This is a genomic window from Ruegeria sp. N11 (assembly GCF_056531525.1).
On the sequence record NZ_JBQFLX010000002.1, the window covers coordinates 212634 to 230587 of the forward strand.

The window sequence follows — 17954 nt, forward strand, 5'->3', positions numbered from 1 at the left end:
TCACCCTGCCCGTTCCAGGCATTCCGCCGCCGATCTGCCTGCCCATCGCCCGGTCGCCAGACATGCAGTCAACAGATACCCGCCGGTCGGAGCCTCCCAGTCCAGCATCTCGCCCGCACAGAATACGCCGGGCATGACGCTGAGCATCAAACCGTCGTCCAAAGCCGCGCGGACAACACCACCTGCGGTCGAGATCGCCTCGTCCATCGGGCGCAATTCCGCGCCACGCACGGGCAAAGCCTTGAGCATTTCGATCGTCTGTTTTGGCGTAAGTGACTGCCCCGCCGTCATTTCGTGAAACAATGCGACTTTCTGCGGCGGCAATCGCAAACTCTTTTTCAACCACTGAGACAGCGTTGTCTTGGTTTTTTTGTCCGAGAACCGGCGGTGCAGCACATCCTCTGCCAGATCGGGCAAGAGATCGACCTGCAATTCCGCGCCGTCGCGCAACGCCGGGGTCAAGGCATACAACCCGCCCCCTTCCAGCCCCGTCGCCGAAAGGGTCGCCTCTCCTCGAGACCGCAGATCACCGGCGCGCCATTCAACTGATTTAAGCGGCGCGCCGAAATGCGGCTGCATATGCGGGCTCCAGGAAACAGAAAGGGCCGAGTTCGATGGGGCGAACGGGGCCAGAGGCACGCCTTTCTTCGCAAGATGCGTCACCCAGGCACCGTCCGATCCCAGTCGCGCCCAACTGGCCCCGCCCAGTGCCAGCACCGTGGCGTCACTGGACAGGCTTTGACGACCATCGGGTGTCTCAAACAGCAGTTTCTGTCCTTCCCAACCCAGCCAGCGCCAGCGCGTTCTTATCTGCACCCCGGACGTATCCAGTCGCCTTAACCAGGACCGCAACAAAGGCGATGCTTTCATCGCCTTCGGAAACACGCGACCAGTCGAGCCGGTAAACACTTCTTGCCCCAGATCGCGCGCCCATTCCTGCGCGGCCTGCGCATCGAACCCCGCGATCATCGGGCGCAACCAGTCAGCCGCGCTGCCATAGGACCGGATCAGTGTGTCAAAGGGCTCATCCTTGGTCAGGTTCAATCCGGACTTGCCTGCCATCAGGAATTTGCGCGCAACGGATGGTTTGGCCTCAAGCACCAGCACGTTATGGCCGGCACGGGCCAAATGCTCTGCCGCCATCAGACCCGCCGGACCTGCTCCGATCACCACAGCCTGCGCCATCATTGCCCTCTTGTCATGTGCTTCAGACGGCGCGACTCTGCCATACCATGGCGACAACCGATCCGATCTGCCCGCTTTGCGACCGCCCGATCCCGGAAGGGAGCGGCAGCGTGCACCATCTGATCCCAAAACTCAAAGGTGGCAAGGGCGGACCCACCGTTTTGCTGCACCAGATCTGCCACAAAGAAGTTCACGCCACGCTGACCGAAGCCGAACTCGCGCGCAGTTACAGTACGGTCGAAGCCCTGCGCGCCCATCCCCGGCTTGAGAAGTTTCTGATCTGGGTGCGAAAGCGACCACCCGGCTTCCGTTCCAGGGTTCCGGGCAAGCGGCGCGGGCGCTGACTATGCAGGCAACCATCGATCCCCGGCGGCATCGCTGACTGCGGCACCCAGCCCTTCTATTTCCAGCCCCCGGTAATCCGGCACCGGCGAGAATTGCGCATCCGGGACATGCTGAAACTCCAACGTGGTATAGGGGCGTTTCCAAAGCCATTCGCGGTTCTGGACGGCCCAAAGATCACCACTTGGCGGCACGTCTTTCGTAAAAGCGTAAAAGTGCAGATCAAATCCATAAAGCGCGACATCCTGCATCGACAACAACCGCATGCCCTGGCCACTGCAGAACTGGTCTTCGGACGCAAGGTCACCCGTCCGCAGCGTTACCTGTCCGATACGGGCCCGCGCAAAGGGGTCTTCTGGATCGGCGGCCCCGTCCGGGCGGTTGCCGTCAAAATCATGCTGCAGCAATTCGATCACAAAGCCGTCCGGATCGCTCAGATGTGCCATATATCCGATATCCAGGAACTGCCTTGGCGCGCTGACATCGACGCCCATTCGGCGCAGATGGGCGGCGGCCAGATCAACGTCGGGCACAGTGATCCCGATCTTCCAGTATCGCTGACCCCGGTCGTGCCGATAGCCACCACCTCCGGGCATAAGCAACAGATCCGCATCCTGACCTGCATAACCGACCCGCCGGTTCGGACCTTCCCACCGCACGGACATTCCAAACGCATCGCGGTAAAACCCCGCAAGAGCATCCGGGTCGTCAACACGCAGGCGCAGGGCGGACAACCTCATCGGCACATCCTTGCGATCCCGGCGGCGATTTCGGGATTGGCCGCAAGGCTGTCGGCTGCCAGATCACGGGCAGTGGTCATCAGATGGTCCGGCTCGACGATCCTGTCGACCAGACCAAAAGCATAAGCCTCTTGCGCGGAAATTTTCTGACCACACATCAGGATCAGCCTTGTCCGCGCAGCTCCGATCAACGCCGTCATGCGTTTGGCATCGGATGGCTGTGGCAGAAAGCCCAGCTTCATGACCGGATAAAAGACCTTCGCCGTCGGCACTGCAATGCGGATATCGCAAGCCAGGGCCATGCCGTTCGCGCCCCCTGCCAGAGTTCCGTTCAGCGCGGCGATGGTCAGGCAGGGCAATGCGGCAATTGCGCCCGAAAGGCGCTCCCACACATCCGAAGTTGCCAGACCCGCCCGGGCCTCGTCCAGATCCGCGCCCGCGCTGAACACCTTGCCGGCGCCGGTCAAGACCAATGCGCGGGCCTGTGTTGCACTTTCGGCGATCTCGGCCAGACGCGCCAGCATGTCCCCGGTAAGCGCGTTAGCCTTTCCGGGGTTGTTGATGGTGACGGTCCACAACCCGTCGGCCTTATCCAGTTCAATCACGTCAGCCCGACCCTTTTGCGGATGTCTTCCTGCCTCAGCGAGATTTCCGTCCCAAGAAACTCATCCGCATCCGGCGTGCACATCCACAACAGGGCCCGTGCAGGCCAGTCGGCCGGAATATGATCGCTCCAGTCCAGCTGACTGACGGCGTTGATACCACTGGCCTTGATCACCCGCTGCATGTCCGTCGCAACCGTTCCCGGAGACAGCCCCATCGCGCGAATACCGTGATGGGCCTCTTCCAGATGCAGGCACTCGGTCATCATCTTGGCTCCGGCCTTGGACGCGCAGTAGTGGCTCCAGGCTTCGACCGGGTTGGAAGCCGCGCCCGAGGATATTGTCAGAACCGTACCACCGCCCGCCGCGCGCATGATGGGCAGCGCCGCACGCATCCCGTAGAACACGCCCTTGAGGTTGATATCGATCGCCTGGCTCCAGGCCACGGGATCGGCATTGGACAGATGAAAGATCGGCTCGATGACACCGGCATTGCCGATCAGAACATCCAGGCCGCCAAACCGGTCCACGCAATCGGCCAAGACCTGTTCCACCTGTGCAAAGTCGCTGACATCGCAGCTAAGCGCGATGGCATTGTCACCCAGCGCCGAGGCCAAAGCCTCGATCTGGTCGCGGCTGCGCGCCACCAATGCAACATTGGCGCCGGCTGCGGCAAATACGCGCCCTGCCTCGGCGCCGATACCCCGGCTGGCACCGGTTATCAGTACAGTTTTCCCTTGCATCGGAATACTCTGCCCCCATTAAAATCATATCTGGGGACTCTGTAACGCGCGCAAGGGGAATTGGTCCAGCCCTGCCCCCTTGACGCCCGCCGCCGCAGGCACGACGATATGCGCAAAAATTCATCGAGAAGGGTAATCCTATGTCGCATTTCCTTCGCCGCAGTTGCGGCGCTGTTCTGGCTTATGCCGTTGTCAGCCAGGGGGCGCTGGCCGACGTAACAGCCAGCGACGTCTGGGCCGACTGGCAGGCTTACTTCACGCAAATGGGTTATACCGTAAACGGCGAACAGTCGGTGTCGGGTGCCGTGACCACCATCTCGGACATGACGCTTGCAATGGCCTTGCCCGAAGAAGAAGGGCAGTTCGTGATCAAGGTCCCGGAAATGACGCTGGGCGACAACGGCGATGGCACCGTCAGCATCGGCTTTCCCGATTCCTTTCCCATGAGCGTCACCGGCAATGCCGAAGGCGAGGAATTCTCTGCCGATGTGGTCTACGCCCTGGATGGGTTGGACATGGTTGTTTCCGGCACGCCGGACGACATGACCTATACCTACACGGCCAACTCCATGGCCGTCTCGCTGGACAACATTCAGGTTGACGGCCAGCCCGTGCCCCGGGAAATTCTGGACGCCAGCATGACGATGACCGGCCTGACCGGCAGTTCGCAGATGCGAATCCGCGACGGGCGCGACATCAAACAGTCCTTTGCTGTGACCGCCCTGACGTACGGGCTTGCCTTTGACGATCCCGAAAGCGGTGAAACCGGCAAAATCGACGGCAAGCTGGACCAGCTTGTCATGGACAGCGACAGCGTGATACCGGCCGACTTCAACATGTCGGACCCGGCGGCGCTGTACGAGGCCGGTTTCGCCTTTTCGGGCAGGTTCACCTATGCATCTGGCCAGACCAATATCGCCGGCACGAGCAAGGGCGAAGCCTTTTCCATGAGCAGCCAGTCCGAAGGCGGCCAGTTCGGCGCCAGCCTTGACGCACAGCGGATTGCCTACGACATCAACCAAAACAGCACCAGGCTGGCCGTCACCACCGCCGATTTGCCGTTCCCGATCGAAATCGCGATGACCAATGCCGGGCTGAAATTCGAACTGCCGGTTCAGCAATCGGAAGAGATCCAGCCCTTTGCCTTTGGGTTGAACCTGACCGACTTCACCATGTCCGATGTTTTGTGGAGCATCTTCGACCCTACAGGCGCACTGCCCCGCGACCCGGCGACCATCGCGCTGAATAGCACCGGAACGGCGAAGGTGCTGATGAATATCTTCGATCCCGAAGTGGCAGAAGATCTGACCGGCGAAGCACCGGGCGAGTTGCACTCGCTGAAAATCACCGAGCTTCTGGTTTCATTGGTGGGTGCCCGCCTGACCGGTGACGGTGACTTCACGTTCGACAATACCAACACCCAGCAACCTGGCGGCATGCCGGTTCCCGCTGGCGAAGCGAATCTGCAGCTTGTCGGGGCGAACGCCCTGATCGACAAGCTGATCGGCATGGGAGTGATTTCGGACAACGACGCGCTGGGTGCCCGGATGATGATGGGGCTGATGGCCGTACCGGGTGACGCGCCGGACACGCTGAACTCGACTATCAAGTTCACCGAAGACGGTCAGATTCTGGCGAACGGCCAGCGCATCAAATAAGCCAGCCACTGGCACCACGGGTCTGAACGGCCTGTGGTGCCAGCCTCGCGCTTCAGCAAATACCGTGACCCGCGGCAGCTCGGGTAAAGCGAACACAACAGTGCCGTCCCACCCTGCCGAACCGGACACACACCCACCAATACCCCAAACTCAGACTGATCCGGTGCTTCGTCACGCTCAATCCGGCCGCAGGACTTGCGGGGCGCGCAGTCCAAGGCTAGGTCCAGTAATAATCAGAGCGGAGGCGTCATGACCCGAACACCCGAAGAGATCAGCCATCACCTGCTTGATGCTGCGCGCAAGGCCGGGGCAGAATCCGCAGATGCGATCGTGATTGACGGCTCCTCGGTGTCGGTCGAAGTGCGTGAGGGTGCTCTGGAACATGCCGAGCGCTCGGAAGGAACCGATCTGGGTCTGCGCGTATTTCTTGGCAAACGTCAGGCGATTGTCTCAAGCTCTGACAGCCGCCCTGAGACGCTGAGCGCGATGGCCGAACGCGCCGTGGCGATGGCGCGTGAAGCCCCCGAAGACCCGTTCACCGGTTTGGCCGATCCCGGCCAGCTGGCCACCGAACGGGACATGCCTTCGCTTGAAATGTTCGACCCAACCCCCGAGCCCGCGGCCGAAGACCTGCTGCAGGACGCACTGGCGACCGAAGCTGCTGCACTGGCCGTGACCGGCGTCTCACAAGTGTCAGACGCCGCTGCTGCGTATGGCACACACAGGGTGCATCTTGCAGCCACGAACGGATTTTCCGGGGGGTATCTGCGCAGCAGCCGGTCGACATCCTGTGTTGCAATATCGGGCGAAGGCACCGGGATGGAGCGTGACTACGACGGCGACAGCCGCACCTTCCAAAGCGATCTTCGCAGCCCGGAAGAAATCGGGCGCACTGCGGGGGAACGCGCCGTCCAGCAGGTTGGAGCCCGCAAACCGGCAACCGGAAGTTTCCCGGTGTTGTTTGACGAACGCATCTCATCCTCGCTGATCGGCCATCTTCTGGCGGCCGCCAACGGGTCTGCAATCGCGCGCGGGGCGTCATGGTTGACCGATTGTTTGGGCCAGCAGGTCCTGCCCGATCATCTGTCGCTGATCGAAGACCCGCACCGCCCGCGCATCTCGGGATCACGCCCGTTTGACGCCGAAGGACTGCCGACCAGCCGCCGGGCGATAGTCGAAAACGGTGTACTGACCGGCTGGACCCTCGATCTGTCCAGTGCCCGCAAACTTGAAATGCTGTCCACCGGCAACGCCGCACGCGGCGTGTCCGGACCGCCCTCGCCCAGCAACTGGAACCTGAGCCTGACGCAGGGCGACCAAAGCCGCGAGGACCTGTTGCGCGACATGGGCAACGGGCTGCTTGTGACGTCGATGATCGGGTCGACCATCAACCCCAACACGGGCGACTATTCCCGTGGCGCATCCGGGTTCTGGGTCGAGAACGGGCAGATTGCCCACCCGGTCAACGAATGCACGATTGCGGGCAATCTGCGCGACATGCTGAAACGGATCGTCCCGGCAAATGACGCGCGCCCCTATCTGTCACGGGTTGTCCCATCGCTGCTGATTGAGGGAATGACACTTGCCGGCAACTGACCTGCCCCTGCTGATCGAGGCCGCCCGGGAGGCTGGCAAGATCGCCACCCGATACTCGGGGGCAGATGCGCAGCGCTGGGACAAACCCGATGGCACCGGCCCCGTGACCGAGGCGGATCTGGCCGTCAACGCGATGCTCGAACAGATGTTGCCTTCGGCACGCCCCGGTTATGGCTGGCTGAGCGAAGAGACCGAAGATTCACCCGACCGGCTGTCACGCCGCAGGACATTCATCATCGATCCGATCGACGGAACCCGCAGCTTTGCCGAAGGGTCGCGAACCTGGGCACATTCCCTGGCGGTCGCGGATCAGGGCAAGGTGACGGCGGCGGTGATCTATCTGCCGATGCGAAATCTTCTTTATGCGGCAGCGGCTGAACAGGGCGCAACACTGAACGGTGAGCGGATTCATACCACGCAGACAAACCGCCTGCATGACGCCGAAATTCTGGCTGCCAAACCTAACCTGAAGCCCGTTCACTGGAAGCACGGGCAGGTGCCCGATTTCAAACGCAACTACCGCCCATCCCTGGCCTATCGCATGGCCGCAGTGGCGCAAGGGCGGTTTGACGGGATGCTGACCTTAAGGCCCAGTTGGGAATGGGATATTGCAGCCGGTGATCTGATCATCCGCGAAGCCGGTGGCATCTGCTCGAACCGGCAAGGACAGCCGTTGCGCTTCAACAACTCCCAACCGCGCCTGAACGGTGTGATCGCGGCGGGTGCCGAAACCTACAGGTTGCTGTGCGAACAGCTTGACCCGGACGGGCACGGGCTGCCGGTATGAGCAAGCCCGGGTCCTTCAGCCTTGCGGCCTATCGGGTACTGTCCTGGGGCGTGCCCAAAACCGGAGGGCAACAGCAGCAGGCGCGCCCGGACGGCGAATTGCTTTGGGTTCACGTCAACAGCCACCTGCGCTTGCGCGTTGTGGATGAGTTTTGCCACAGGTTGACGCGGTCCCGTCCTGACCTGTCGGTGTTGATTACCGCCCCTTACGGCGCCGATCTGGCGCTTTGGGCGGATAGCACCTTTCCGGTTGTTTCCCTTCCGGCCGAGCAAACCGGCGCGGTTCGCGGATTTCTGGAACACTGGCGACCGGACATTGGTGTTTGGGTTGGCGGCGGGCTTGTTCCCAACCTGATCACCCAGGCGGAAGAAAACGGCATTCCGCTGATCCTGATCGAAGCTCAGGTCGATGTCGTGACTCCGCGGGGGGCCAGATGGCTGCCCGACCTTGCCCGATACACGTTCGACTGTTTTCACACGATTCTCACGACCACGCCTGAAGCCGCCCGTCAGATCCGGCGGCTGGGCATACATTCAGCCAAGGTCACGGAATCTCCGCCGCTGCATATCAGCCCCAACCCGCGCCCATGGCCCGAGGACGAGTTGATCGAGACCAATCACGTGCTGGCCGGTCGTCCTGTATGGCTTGCCTCATGCGTGCAGGACAAGGAGTTCATCTCGGTGCTCAGCGCGCACCGGCAGGCGTTGCGGATGCTGCCCAGGCTCGCGCTGGTTCTGCATGTGGCGGACGCGTCCGAAGCGCCCCCCCTGCACCGGCGCCTTGCGGCCATGGACCTGCGCTGTGTCGACTGGGACAACGGCGAACCGATCGAAGACACAACACAGGTGATCCTGTCCGCCGAACGCGAGGATCTGGGCCTGTGGCAACGGGTTTCCGCCGTGACATTCGCAGGCAGTTCGCTGGAGAGAGGCATGGGCGGTCATGATCCGCTTGAAGCGGTGGCACTTGGATCGGCGGTTATCCATGGACCGTTCGTCCACCGCCATCAGGAGCTCTATGACCGTCTGGACATGGTGGATGCCGCCCGCACAGTCAGAACCGCAACCGAACTCGGCAACGCGGTCGAGGAATTGCTGGCACCGGACCGCGCGGCCGACATGGCCCTGGCCGGATGGCAGATCGTGACCGAGGGCGCCCCACAGGCAGATCGGCTGATCGACATGATTCAGGACCTGCTGGACCTCCGGAGGACAAAGCATGCGGGCACCTGAGTTCTGGAATTCCCCGCCCGACCGTCCCGCACTGCGTGCCCGGTTGCTGGCGCCGCTGGGGCGGCTCTATGCGGCAGCGACTGCCCGGCGAGTCGCCTTGGAACCGGGGATCAGGACGGGCGTTCCGGTCATCTGTATCGGCAACCTGAATGCGGGCGGCACCGGCAAGACACCCACCGTGATCTGGATGATCGAACAACTGCGCAACGCCTGGCACGAAGCGCATGTGGTTTCGCGCGGCCATGGCGGCTCGCTGGATGGGCCCGTGCGCGTTGATCCGGGCAAACACAGCGCCGCACAGGTCGGAGACGAGCCTTTGTTGCTGGCGGCCTTTGCCGAAGTTTGGGTGGCCAAGGACCGGGCAGCAGGTGCACAAGCGGCGGCCGATGCAGGCGCCACCGCGATCATTCTGGATGATGGTTTTCAGAATCCGTCCGTTGCCAAGGATTTCTCGGTCATCGTAGTGGATGCTGCACGCGGGTTCGGAAACGGTTTGTGCCTGCCGGCCGGCCCCCTGCGCGAACCCGTCGACGCCGGTCTGCAGCGTGCGAGCCTGGTTCTGTCACTTGGCGATTCCGACGCACAGAACACATTTACCGCGCAGTGGGGCAAACGTCTGAACGTGCCGCTTGCCACCGGCGCGGTAGAACCGCTGCAAACCGGCATGGAGTGGGACAACGCCCCGGTTCTGGCATTCGCAGGCATCGGGCATCCGGAGAAGTTTTTTCGGACCCTGCGCCAGCAGGGCGCGCGCCTGCTTCGGGCCGAGGCACTGGATGATCACCAGCCTCTGACACCCGCCCTGATGACCCGTCTGGAAAACGAAGCCCGCTTGCTGGGCGCACAGATGGTCACAACCGAAAAAGACGCCGTGCGCCTGCCGCCCGCATTTCGTAGCAAGGTTATCACCCTGCCTGTCCGTCTCCAGGTGGACCAATTCGATCTGGTCCGGGACATGGTGCTTAAAGCGGCCCCATCGCCCTGATTAGTTATCCTCGCCCAGCTTCGGCGAAGGGCGGGTCAGGGCAAGCTCGGCATCGGAAAACACAAATGGCGTGCGCACGCCCGGCACACCGTCCAGTTCAATCTGCATTCCACGCGCAATGACCTGTGGGTCCGCCATCACCTCGTCCATCGTATTGATTGGACCGGCGGGAACGCCCCCGGCTTCGCAGGCTGCCAGCAGCTCAGCCTTGTTGCGCTGCGCCGTTGCGCCATTCAGAAGGGCGATCAGAACCCGACGGTTGGCCAGCCTGTCCTTGTTGTGCAGAAAATCCGGCGCGGTGGCCAGTTCTGCCAGCCCCAGGATTTGGCACAGGCTTTGGTACTGGCGGTCATTGCCGGTGGCGATGACGATATGGCCGTCGGCACAGTCGAACACCTGGTACGGAACCAGGTTGGGGTGCGCGTTGCCCATCCGCAAAGGCGCAACACCGGTTGTCAGGTAGTTCAGCGCCTGATTGGCGGTAACAGCCACGGCGACATCCAGCAGCGCCATGTCCACATGTTGCCCACGGCCTGTTGTCTGGCGCTGATACAGAGCGGCCAGTACGCCCGCGACTGCATATACCCCTGTGAACACGTCCGTTGTCGCAACGCCCGCCTTTTGCGGCTGCCCGTCCGCCTCACCGGTAATGGACATCAGTCCGGACATGCCCTGAATGATGAAATCATACCCGGCCCGCTTGGCGTAGGGACCGGTCTGACCGAACCCGGTGATCGAGCAATAGACCAGACGCGAATTGATCTGTTTCACGCTGTCATAGTCCAGCCCGTATTTCTTCAGGCCGCCGACTTTGAAGTTTTCGATCAGGACGTCTGCATCCGCAATCAGCGCGCGCACCTTTTCCTGACCCTCGGGGGTTCTGAAATCCGCCGTGACAGACGCCTTGCCCCGATTGGTCGCGTGAAAATACGCCGCCGATACATCGTCATCCCGCGTTACAAAGGGTGGTCCCCAAGCGCGGGTATCATCCCCGTCCGGAGATTCGACCTTGATGACCTCGGCCCCAAGGTCCGCAAAGGTCTGACCGGCCCAGGGGCCGGCCAGAACTCGTGCCAGTTCGACAACCTTCAGACCGGCCAGCGGGGCCGCCATCAGTTGCCCAACTCGTCTTCGATCAGTTGTTTGAACTCTTCGTAAGACTGGTTTGAGACCTTTTTGCCGTTAACGACAAATGACGGTGTCGCGGTGATGCCGTCGCGCTCGGCGTTTTCCTGATACCAGGCCACCAGCGTCTGTGCGCGCGTTCCGTCCTGCAGGCAGGCCTCAAGCTCATCGTTGCCGATACCGGCCAGACGACCGATCTTGCGCAGCTCGTCAACGATTTCGGCGGGACCACCCGCGCGGGACCAATCGGACTGGCCTTCATAGATCAGATCCGTGATGCCAAAGAACTTTTCCGGTCCGCCGCAACGGGACACCAGCGACGCCCACAGACCGTAGCGATCAAAATAAACCTCGCGGTAGATGAACTTCACCTTGCCTGTGTCGATGAATTCCTTTTTCAGCTGCTTGTACGGCCCCGTGTGAAAATTCGCGCAATGCGGACAGGTGTAGGACGCATATTCGATGATCTCGACCGGAGCATCTGCGGCCCCCTGCACCATCTCGACAATGGTCGAGGTGTCCAGGTCGGCTTCCTGCGCCTCGGCGCTGCTGATCAGCGGGTTGGCGGGGGTGGAATTTGACAGCGACAGCCAATAGCCGCCAGCGGCAACGGCGACCGCCGCGCAGATTACGGTTGCAATACGGCTCATTCTCAGCCCTTTCTCAGCGTTTTTGTCTGGATAAAACGTTGCGGCCCAGGCGTTCAAGGGCCGCGCGCAAATCACCATCATTTACGTCACGCGACACTTTGTCTGCCTCGGCAGCGATTTCGGGTTTGATTTCGGGTTTCACCGGTTTCGGCTTGTGGTCGAAACTGGCCTGCCCCTCGGCAAATCCTGTCGGCGCGGTCTGCGTGATGCGCACGCGACTGATCGCGTTATAGCCATAAACCGCATTCACCTTGCCGCGCAGCTGTTCTTTCTGCATTTCCAGCATCGGTGCCTGCGGGCCGGTGGTCAGCAGGGTCAGCGTCGCGCCTATCCCCCCTTTGCCATACCCAACCTTGACGGGCCGCGCGATGGCCGCAATATCCTGCCCCACGATCTCGGCCCAGTGGGTCAGTAGACGCGATACGGCAAACCCCCGGCTTTCACCGGCCTGACGGATCTGATTGTTCAGCAATGTTGCGGTCCGTTTGAACCCGCGGGTGGTCGAACGTCTCGGTCGCATCTGGTTTCCAACTCCTGCGCGGCTATTGTAATGGGCAGAACAACGGGCGCCAGCGAAACCCGACAGGGAGAGGCATAAAACTTGCGTGACATCACTGAATTTAACGTCTGCACGGCGTTGCTGGATTGGTACGACCGTCATGCACGCGAAATGCCGTGGCGTGTCGGCCCCGCAAACCGGGCTGCCGGGGTCCGTCCCGATCCCTATCATGTCTGGCTGTCCGAGGTGATGTTGCAACAGACCACCGTTGCCGCCGTGCGGGACTATTTCCTGCGCTTCACCGCGCGCTGGCCGACCGTTGGCGCCTTGGCAGCGGCGCCTGACGATCAGGTCATGGGGGAATGGGCCGGGCTGGGTTACTACGCCCGCGCCCGCAACCTGCTGAAATGCGCGCGCATCGTGACTGATGTGCATGCAGGCCAGTTCCCCGACACATATGACGGCCTGTTGAAACTGCCGGGTATCGGTCCCTATACCGCTGCGGCCATTTCTTCCATCGCCTTCGACCGCCCTGAAACGGTTCTGGACGGCAACGTCGAACGGGTCATGTCCCGGCTTTACGACATTCACGATCCTCTGCCCGGATCGAAACCACAGTTGAAGGACAAGGCGGCAGGCCTGACCCCGTTGGAACGGCCCGGCGATCATGCTCAGGCGGTCATGGATCTTGGCGCGACGATCTGCACCCCGAAATCTCCGGCCTGTGGCATTTGCCCCCTGCGCGCGCCCTGCCAGTCCCGCCTAGCGGGCACGCAGGCGGAATTGCCCCGGAAAACTGCCAAAAAGCCGAAACCCACTCGGTTCGGGCATGTCTATATCGCCCAGCGCGTGGATGGTGCGATGCTGCTGGAACGCCGACCGGACAAGGGATTGCTGGGGGGGATGCTGGGCTGGCCAGGTTCGGACTGGTCCGACACGCCGATCGAATCGCCACCTTTTGCGGGAAACTGGCAGGTCCTACCAGCGGAAGTGCGCCACACGTTCACCCATTTCCATCTGGTGCTGCGCATCTGGGCGGCGCCCCTGCCTGAAAACACGGCCCCGGCGGGGTTGACCATCATTGAAAAACACGCATTCCGACCCGGTGACCTGCCGACCGTCATGCGCAAGGCTTATGATCTGTGGCGCGACCATTGAGCCGTTGAATCACAGTTCAATGCCCGGCTAGTGTCGGGCCACACTTGCGGAGCCCGACCATGATCGCACAAGACACCCTGTCACGCTGGCAATCGGCCCTGCCCTTTTGGCTTTCTATCCTTCTGATCCCCGTGATCTGGGTAACGGCCGTTCTGGGCGGCGCATGGGTTCTGCTGGTTCCGTTGTCGACATGGTGGACCTTTGCCCTGCTCGACCGTTTGACGGGGATGGAGCTTGAAAATGGCGACCCGGATACGCCCGATTCCATGCTTGGCTGGTATATCTGGCTGACTAAAATCTGGGTCCCGCTGCAGTTCCTGACATTGTTCGGCCTGATCTGGTACGCCACGCACACGGACCACCTGAGCGTGGCTGCGAAGATCGGCCTTTTCTTCGGCATGGGTGTGCTCTCGGGCACAATCGGGATCAATTACAGCCATGAACTGATGCATCAGAAAGGCCGGCTTGAGCGCTGGCTGGGAGACATCCTGCTGTCCATGGTTCTGTATTCCCACTTCCGCTCTGAACATCTGCTGGTGCATCACCGCTACGTGGGCACGCCACGCGATCCGGTCACCGCGCGTTACAACGAAGGGTTTCACCGGTTTTATCCCCGTGTCCTGCGCGAATGTCTTGTCTCGGCGTTCCGTGCGGAAAAGGCCAAACTCGGCCGCAAGGACCGGCCCTGGACCGATCGGTCAAATCCGTTCTGGCGGTATTGGGCCCTGCAAGGAGGGATGCTGCTGCTGGCGGTTGCACTGGGCGGTTGGTCCGGACTGGGCCTGTTCCTGCTGCAGGCCGGAGTCGCGGTCTGGCAGCTTGAACTGGTGAACTACGTGGAACATTACGGTCTGACCCGGAAACATCTGGGCGACGGAAAATACGAACACGTCCACCCGCACCATTCGTGGAACGCATCGCAAAAGGCATCGAACTGGCTGCTGATCAACCTGCAACGCCATTCGGACCATCATTACAAGCCGAACCGCCGCTTCCCACTTCTGCAACACCATTCCGAGGACACCGCCCCCCAACTGCCACACGGCTATCCGGTCATGACCATTGCCGCGATGATCCCGCCTTTCTGGCGGCAAGTGATGAACCCGCGGGTTCGCGCATGGCGGCGTCAATATTACCCCGATATCACGGACTGGGGGCCCTACAACAAGGCGCAGAACCCGATGCCCAAAGCCTGACCGCAGCGCGCCCCGGCGTGCTGCCCGGCCCAACGATTTAGATTGCATCTGCGATGCAGGATAAATCGGCGGGAGCGTTTGCTGCTCAAAGTACCCAGACATCCACGGGCGTCTCAACACCGCGCACGGCCTGGTTTTCCCGTTTTGTGAACCCATCCAGAGATGAGAGCTGGTTTTCCTGCTTCGCCTGCCTGAACACTGCGTCACTCAGGACAACCCGCGCGCCCAGGGTTCGGGTCGTCGCCTCAAGTTTCGCCGCCACATTGACTGCGTCTCCGATCACCGCGAATTCCAGCCGGTTCGCCCCGATATCTCCCAGCACCACCGAACCATAGTGAACGCCGATCCCCACATGGATCTCGGGCTCACCCGCGCGCCGCCGTTCCAGATTCCATCTATCAATCACACCCACCATGTCGCGGGCGCAGGCCACCGCGTTGCTAGCGTCCAATGATGTGGGCACCGGGGTACCAAACGTGGCCATCAACCCGTCCCCAAGGTACTTGTCCAGCGTTCCGTGATGCCGAAACACCTCGGTCTCCATGCGCGCGTGAAACCCGCGCAGAACTTCGATCACCTCGTAAGGATCACGACCGGCCGCAAACTTGGTGAACCCGACAATGTCGATGAACAGGACAGCGATGTTTTCCTTACGGATTTGCTTGAGCGGTTCGTCATTCTGGCTCAACTCGTCGACTACATTTGGCGAGAAATACCGCGACAGATTGGCCCGCTCGCGCACAAGCCCCGCATTGCTCAGCAGCAGCCGGTTGAGACGCCGCATCGATACGCCAAGGGTCACTGCGACCATCAGAAAGACAATCACCTCCTGTACGCGCTGCGACACCATGAAGCTGTTGGGATCAAGCAGTTCAGCCACATCCGGATACCCTTTCAGGGCTTCTGCCACCCGCTCACTGATGCCTGGAATGGGCGTTGCCACCCACCAGGCGATGATCCAGCCGACTGTCCACATGGCCGCCGTCCAGGTGCCCAGCGCAACAACGGTACGCCAGGAATAGGCAAGCGTACCCGCAGCCAGAATAATGAAGAAATACTGGAAGTTATCGAACCGGTACTGCATGGCCAATGGTCGGACATCGTCGCTGAACGGGTTTGGGATGATCATCCCCAGGGTCATGATCATCAGATCAACAAAGATCAGCAACAGTTCGATTCGCGATTGCCCGACCCGTCCTGCGCGCCGGATCAGCCAGCCATTTGCGCAAATCAGCAGCAGGATGAAATGGTAGTACAAAACCTCAGGGTGCGGGTTCAGAAAGATCAGCAGAACTCCCGTCAATCCCATCGCGATCCACCGCGCGCGTACAGCCAGTTCCAGCCCCTCGCGCTTGTGCTGTTCCATCGCTGCCAGAGTATACTTGTTGTCCAGATCGTAACTGTCCGGTTTCGTGAAGAAAAATCGGTCAAATCGGGATGTGCTGGCCGTGGTGTCCGTCATGGTTGCTGCTCCGTTGTTGCACGGCTGGAAACCGGAATTGTTGCCATCCAAGCATCGTGCGGCGCAAAACAAAAGACCCCGCCGAAAACGGCGGGGCAAGGCTTAGTGCCTTGTGTCAGGCCACAGGCACCGGCGGTATTGGTAAATTCAGTTGTGCATCTCGGCCCGAATCTGCTGGCGCAGCACGTCGATCGGCACCGTCTTGCCGTCGCGCTTGAAGCACCAGTAGGTCCAGCCGTTGCAGGACGGCGCATTTTCCAGATGTGCACCGACCTGATGAATCGAGCCTTTGACGCTCTGGCCCACCAGCGTTCCGTCCGCACGAACCTTGGCCTTGTGGCGCTGGTTCATCGAATACAGCTCCTCGCCCGGGCGCAGCATACCGCGTTCGACCAGCTGGCCGAACGGCACACGAGGCTCGGCGCGTTTGCTGGCGCTGACCTCCAGCGCTTCACGGTCAAACTTGCGCACTTTGGCAATGCGTTTCTCGGCAACCTTGCGATAGCTTTCTTCGCGCTCGATCCCGATGAACTCGCGGCCCAGCATCTTGGCGACAGCTCCGGTCGTGCCGGTGCCAAAGAACGGGTCCAGAATGACATCGCCGGGATTGGTCGAGCCGATCAGAACGCGGTGCAGCAGCGATTCCGGTTTCTGCGTCGGATGCGCCTTGTCGCCGTTTTCATCCTTCAGGCGTTCATGCCCGGTGCAGATCGGCAGCACCCAATCGCTGCGCATCTGCACGCCTTCGTTCAGGGCCTTCAGCGCCTCGTAGTTGAACGTGTATTTCGCGCCTTCGCGCTTGGATGCCCAGATCATCGTCTCGTGTGCGTTGGTGAACCGCTTGCCCCGGAAATTCGGCATCGGGTTGGATTTGCGCCACACGACGTCATTCAGAATCCAGTACCCGGCATCCTGAAGGGCGGATCCCACGCGGAAGATGTTGTGGTAAGAGCCGATCACCCAGATCGCGCCATTCGGCTTCAGTAGGCGATGCGCCGCCTTCAGCCAGTCCCGCGTGAACTGGTCATAGGCACCAAAGCTGGAGAACTGATCCCAATGATCGTCGACAGCATCCACCTGGCTGTTGTCAGGGCGGTGAAGCTGGCCTTTCAGTTGCAGGTTATATGGCGGGTCTGCAAAGATCAGGTCCACCGACGTCTCAGGCAGACTGTTCATCACATCGATGCAGTCGCCGGATAGAATCGTGTTAATAGGGAGCGCCGCCGCGCCCTTTGTCTTGATTGTGGTCATTTCACTGCCTCGGTTCCACGGCGCTTTTGCGCTCATTTGGTTGAGACAAGGATGAGTCAAAGACGATTCGCCGTCAATTTCTTTTTTGAATCAGCGACTTACGATTTACTCTTGATACAAGATATTGTGGACCGGTTTAAACGAACGTCTATGATGTGGGGTGACACCAAGATTTCGCAGCGCGTCGCGGTGCTGTTTTGTCGGATATCCGGCGTTTGCCTCCCACCCATAGCCGGGATGCTGTTGCGCCAAATCCACCATCACCCGATCGCGCCAGTTTTTCGCGATGATCGAGGCCGCCGCAATCGACAGCGATCGGGCGTCCCCCTTGACCACCGCCTGGGACGGCAGTTTCAGCCCGCGCGGAATCATGTTGCCGTCGATCAGCAGAAAATCCGGGGCCGGGTCCAAAGCCTGAACCGCGCGCGTCATGGCCAGATGCGAGGCACGCAATATGTTGAGTTCATCTATTTCCGGCACCGAAGCCTCGCCCAACGCGATTTCGGCCCGTTCGCGCAGCGCAACGTCCAGCGCTTGGCGGCGCTTTGCGGTCAGTTTTTTGGAATCGTTCAGACCTTCGGGGATATCATCGGGGTTCAGGATGACCGCAGCGGCAACCACAGGTCCGGCCAGCGGGCCGCGCCCGACTTCGTCAACGCCGGCAACCCTGATATGCCCCCGCGCCAGAAGCGCCTGTTCCAGATCGAAATTCGGTTGTGTCATACGTCCGGCAAAGCGCTTTT

At 61.1% G+C, this 17954-nt stretch carries 18 protein-coding genes; 8 read left to right on the forward strand and 10 right to left on the reverse strand.

Annotation, left to right across the window (positions count from 1 at the left end; genetic code table 11):
- The gene (locus ACR0J8_RS02995) at nucleotides 1-1185 is read right to left on the reverse strand and encodes a TIGR03862 family flavoprotein (RefSeq protein ID WP_480888890.1); all 1185 of its coding nucleotides are present in this window, start codon (nucleotides 1183-1185) and stop codon (nucleotides 1-3) included.
- A gap of 47 nt (nucleotides 1186-1232) precedes the next feature.
- Here ACR0J8_RS02995 and ACR0J8_RS03000 point away from each other — a divergent pair, with 47 nt between their 5' ends.
- The gene (locus ACR0J8_RS03000) at nucleotides 1233-1529 is read left to right on the forward strand and encodes an HNH endonuclease (protein ID WP_480522752.1); all 297 of its coding nucleotides are present in this window, start codon (nucleotides 1233-1235) and stop codon (nucleotides 1527-1529) included.
- On the opposite strand, the gene ACR0J8_RS03005 is transcribed toward ACR0J8_RS03000, so the two are convergent.
- Genes ACR0J8_RS03005 through ACR0J8_RS03015 form a run of 3 tightly spaced genes read right to left on the reverse strand, consistent with a single transcriptional unit; the run spans nucleotide 1530 to nucleotide 3618 of the window.
- Nucleotides 1530-2267 carry a VOC family protein gene (locus ACR0J8_RS03005; protein WP_480522751.1) on the reverse strand — a complete coding sequence of 246 codons (738 nt, stop codon included), beginning with the start codon at nucleotides 2265-2267 and terminating at the stop codon, nucleotides 1530-1532.
- A complete protein-coding gene (locus ACR0J8_RS03010) occupies nucleotides 2264-2872 on the reverse strand; it encodes an enoyl-CoA hydratase/isomerase family protein (protein ID WP_480522750.1) in 609 nt (202 codons plus the stop codon). Before ACR0J8_RS03010 ends, ACR0J8_RS03005 begins: the two co-directional genes overlap by 4 nt.
- Nucleotides 2869-3618 carry an SDR family oxidoreductase gene (locus ACR0J8_RS03015; RefSeq protein WP_480522911.1) on the reverse strand — a complete coding sequence of 250 codons (750 nt, stop codon included), beginning with the start codon at nucleotides 3616-3618 and terminating at the stop codon, nucleotides 2869-2871. The genes ACR0J8_RS03010 and ACR0J8_RS03015 overlap by 4 nt, the downstream gene beginning before the upstream one ends.
- A 134-nt stretch (nucleotides 3619-3752) precedes the next feature.
- Here ACR0J8_RS03015 and ACR0J8_RS03020 point away from each other — a divergent pair, with 134 nt between their 5' ends.
- From ACR0J8_RS03020 to lpxK, 5 genes are all read left to right on the forward strand, one after another.
- Nucleotides 3753-5270 (forward strand): DUF2125 domain-containing protein, encoded by a 1518-nt coding sequence (locus ACR0J8_RS03020; RefSeq protein WP_480522749.1) that lies wholly within the window; start codon nucleotides 3753-3755, stop codon nucleotides 5268-5270.
- A 249-nt stretch (nucleotides 5271-5519) separates the two neighbouring features.
- Entirely contained in the window at nucleotides 5520-6866 is a 1347-nt protein-coding gene (locus ACR0J8_RS03025) for a TldD/PmbA family protein (protein WP_480522748.1), read from the forward strand.
- The gene (locus ACR0J8_RS03030) at nucleotides 6853-7653 is read left to right on the forward strand and encodes a 3'(2'),5'-bisphosphate nucleotidase CysQ (RefSeq protein ID WP_480888858.1); all 801 of its coding nucleotides are present in this window, start codon (nucleotides 6853-6855) and stop codon (nucleotides 7651-7653) included. Before ACR0J8_RS03025 ends, ACR0J8_RS03030 begins: the two co-directional genes overlap by 14 nt.
- Nucleotides 7650-8885 (forward strand): 3-deoxy-D-manno-octulosonic acid transferase, encoded by a 1236-nt coding sequence (locus tag ACR0J8_RS03035; RefSeq protein ID WP_480888859.1) that lies wholly within the window; start codon nucleotides 7650-7652, stop codon nucleotides 8883-8885. The genes ACR0J8_RS03030 and ACR0J8_RS03035 overlap by 4 nt, the downstream gene beginning before the upstream one ends.
- On the forward strand, nucleotides 8872-9870 hold the full coding sequence (gene lpxK / locus ACR0J8_RS03040) for a tetraacyldisaccharide 4'-kinase (protein ID WP_480522745.1): 999 nt from the start codon (nucleotides 8872-8874) through the stop codon (nucleotides 9868-9870). The genes ACR0J8_RS03035 and lpxK overlap by 14 nt, the downstream gene beginning before the upstream one ends.
- On the opposite strand, the gene ACR0J8_RS03045 is transcribed toward lpxK, so the two are convergent.
- The 3 genes from ACR0J8_RS03045 to ACR0J8_RS03055 are packed head-to-tail and all read right to left on the reverse strand — an operon-like array spanning nucleotide 9871 to nucleotide 12165.
- Nucleotides 9871-10983, reverse strand: coding sequence for a CaiB/BaiF CoA transferase family protein (locus ACR0J8_RS03045; protein WP_480522744.1), 1113 nt, complete (start codon nucleotides 10981-10983; stop codon nucleotides 9871-9873). It abuts the gene before it with no gap.
- Nucleotides 10983-11645, reverse strand: a complete 663-nt coding sequence (locus tag ACR0J8_RS03050; RefSeq protein WP_480522743.1) for a DsbA family protein — start codon at nucleotides 11643-11645, stop codon at nucleotides 10983-10985. The genes ACR0J8_RS03045 and ACR0J8_RS03050 overlap by 1 nt, the downstream gene beginning before the upstream one ends.
- Nucleotides 11646-11658: 13 nt before the next feature.
- Entirely contained in the window at nucleotides 11659-12165 is a 507-nt protein-coding gene (locus ACR0J8_RS03055) for a DUF721 domain-containing protein (protein ID WP_480522742.1), read from the reverse strand.
- Nucleotides 12166-12246: 81 nt separating this feature from the next.
- Between ACR0J8_RS03055 and mutY the strand changes: the two genes are divergently transcribed.
- A complete protein-coding gene (gene mutY, locus ACR0J8_RS03060) occupies nucleotides 12247-13302 on the forward strand; it encodes an A/G-specific adenine glycosylase (protein ID WP_480888860.1) in 1056 nt (351 codons plus the stop codon).
- Between the two features lie 59 nt (nucleotides 13303-13361).
- Complete coding sequence (locus ACR0J8_RS03065) at nucleotides 13362-14498, forward strand: alkane 1-monooxygenase (protein ID WP_170614224.1); 1137 nt, start codon at nucleotides 13362-13364, stop codon at nucleotides 14496-14498.
- Between the two features lie 85 nt (nucleotides 14499-14583).
- Here the strand turns inward: ACR0J8_RS03065 and ACR0J8_RS03070 are convergent, their stop codons facing one another.
- The 3 genes from ACR0J8_RS03070 to ACR0J8_RS03080 form a co-directional block, all read right to left on the reverse strand.
- Nucleotides 14584-15960 (reverse strand): adenylate/guanylate cyclase domain-containing protein, encoded by a 1377-nt coding sequence (locus ACR0J8_RS03070; RefSeq protein WP_170807291.1) that lies wholly within the window; start codon nucleotides 15958-15960, stop codon nucleotides 14584-14586.
- A 147-nt stretch (nucleotides 15961-16107) separates the two neighbouring features.
- A complete protein-coding gene (locus ACR0J8_RS03075) occupies nucleotides 16108-17211 on the reverse strand; it encodes a DNA methyltransferase (protein ID WP_480888861.1) in 1104 nt (367 codons plus the stop codon).
- A gap of 105 nt (nucleotides 17212-17316) precedes the next feature.
- The gene (locus ACR0J8_RS03080) at nucleotides 17317-17934 is read right to left on the reverse strand and encodes a ribonuclease HII (RefSeq protein WP_480522740.1); all 618 of its coding nucleotides are present in this window, start codon (nucleotides 17932-17934) and stop codon (nucleotides 17317-17319) included.
- Nucleotides 17935-17954: the final 20 nt, after the last annotated feature.

Excerpts from the sequence above, each read along its gene's own strand:
- ACR0J8_RS03005 (WP_480522751.1), bottom strand. The coding sequence starts at position 2,267 with ATGAGGTTGTCCGCCCTGCGCCTGCGTGTTGACGACCCGGATGCTCTT.
- ACR0J8_RS03045 (WP_480522744.1), bottom strand. The coding sequence starts at position 10,983 with ATGGCGGCCCCGCTGGCCGGTCTGAAGGTTGTCGAACTGGCACGAGTT.
- ACR0J8_RS03000 (WP_480522752.1), top strand. The coding sequence starts at position 1,233 with ATGGCGACAACCGATCCGATCTGCCCGCTTTGCGACCGCCCGATCCCG.
- ACR0J8_RS03065 (WP_170614224.1), top strand. The coding sequence starts at position 13,362 with ATGATCGCACAAGACACCCTGTCACGCTGGCAATCGGCCCTGCCCTTT.
- ACR0J8_RS03055 (WP_480522742.1), bottom strand. The coding sequence starts at position 12,165 with ATGCGACCGAGACGTTCGACCACCCGCGGGTTCAAACGGACCGCAACA.
- ACR0J8_RS03075 (WP_480888861.1), bottom strand. The coding sequence starts at position 17,211 with ATGACCACAATCAAGACAAAGGGCGCGGCGGCGCTCCCTATTAACACG.
- ACR0J8_RS03025 (WP_480522748.1), top strand. The coding sequence starts at position 5,520 with ATGACCCGAACACCCGAAGAGATCAGCCATCACCTGCTTGATGCTGCG.
- ACR0J8_RS03050 (WP_480522743.1), bottom strand. The coding sequence starts at position 11,645 with ATGAGCCGTATTGCAACCGTAATCTGCGCGGCGGTCGCCGTTGCCGCT.
- lpxK (WP_480522745.1), top strand. The coding sequence starts at position 8,872 with ATGCGGGCACCTGAGTTCTGGAATTCCCCGCCCGACCGTCCCGCACTG.
- ACR0J8_RS03070 (WP_170807291.1), bottom strand. The coding sequence starts at position 15,960 with ATGACGGACACCACGGCCAGCACATCCCGATTTGACCGATTTTTCTTC.
- ACR0J8_RS03080 (WP_480522740.1), bottom strand. The coding sequence starts at position 17,934 with ATGACACAACCGAATTTCGATCTGGAACAGGCGCTTCTGGCGCGGGGG.
- ACR0J8_RS02995 (WP_480888890.1), bottom strand. The coding sequence starts at position 1,185 with ATGGCGCAGGCTGTGGTGATCGGAGCAGGTCCGGCGGGTCTGATGGCG.
- ACR0J8_RS03020 (WP_480522749.1), top strand. The coding sequence starts at position 3,753 with ATGTCGCATTTCCTTCGCCGCAGTTGCGGCGCTGTTCTGGCTTATGCC.
- ACR0J8_RS03035 (WP_480888859.1), top strand. The coding sequence starts at position 7,650 with ATGAGCAAGCCCGGGTCCTTCAGCCTTGCGGCCTATCGGGTACTGTCC.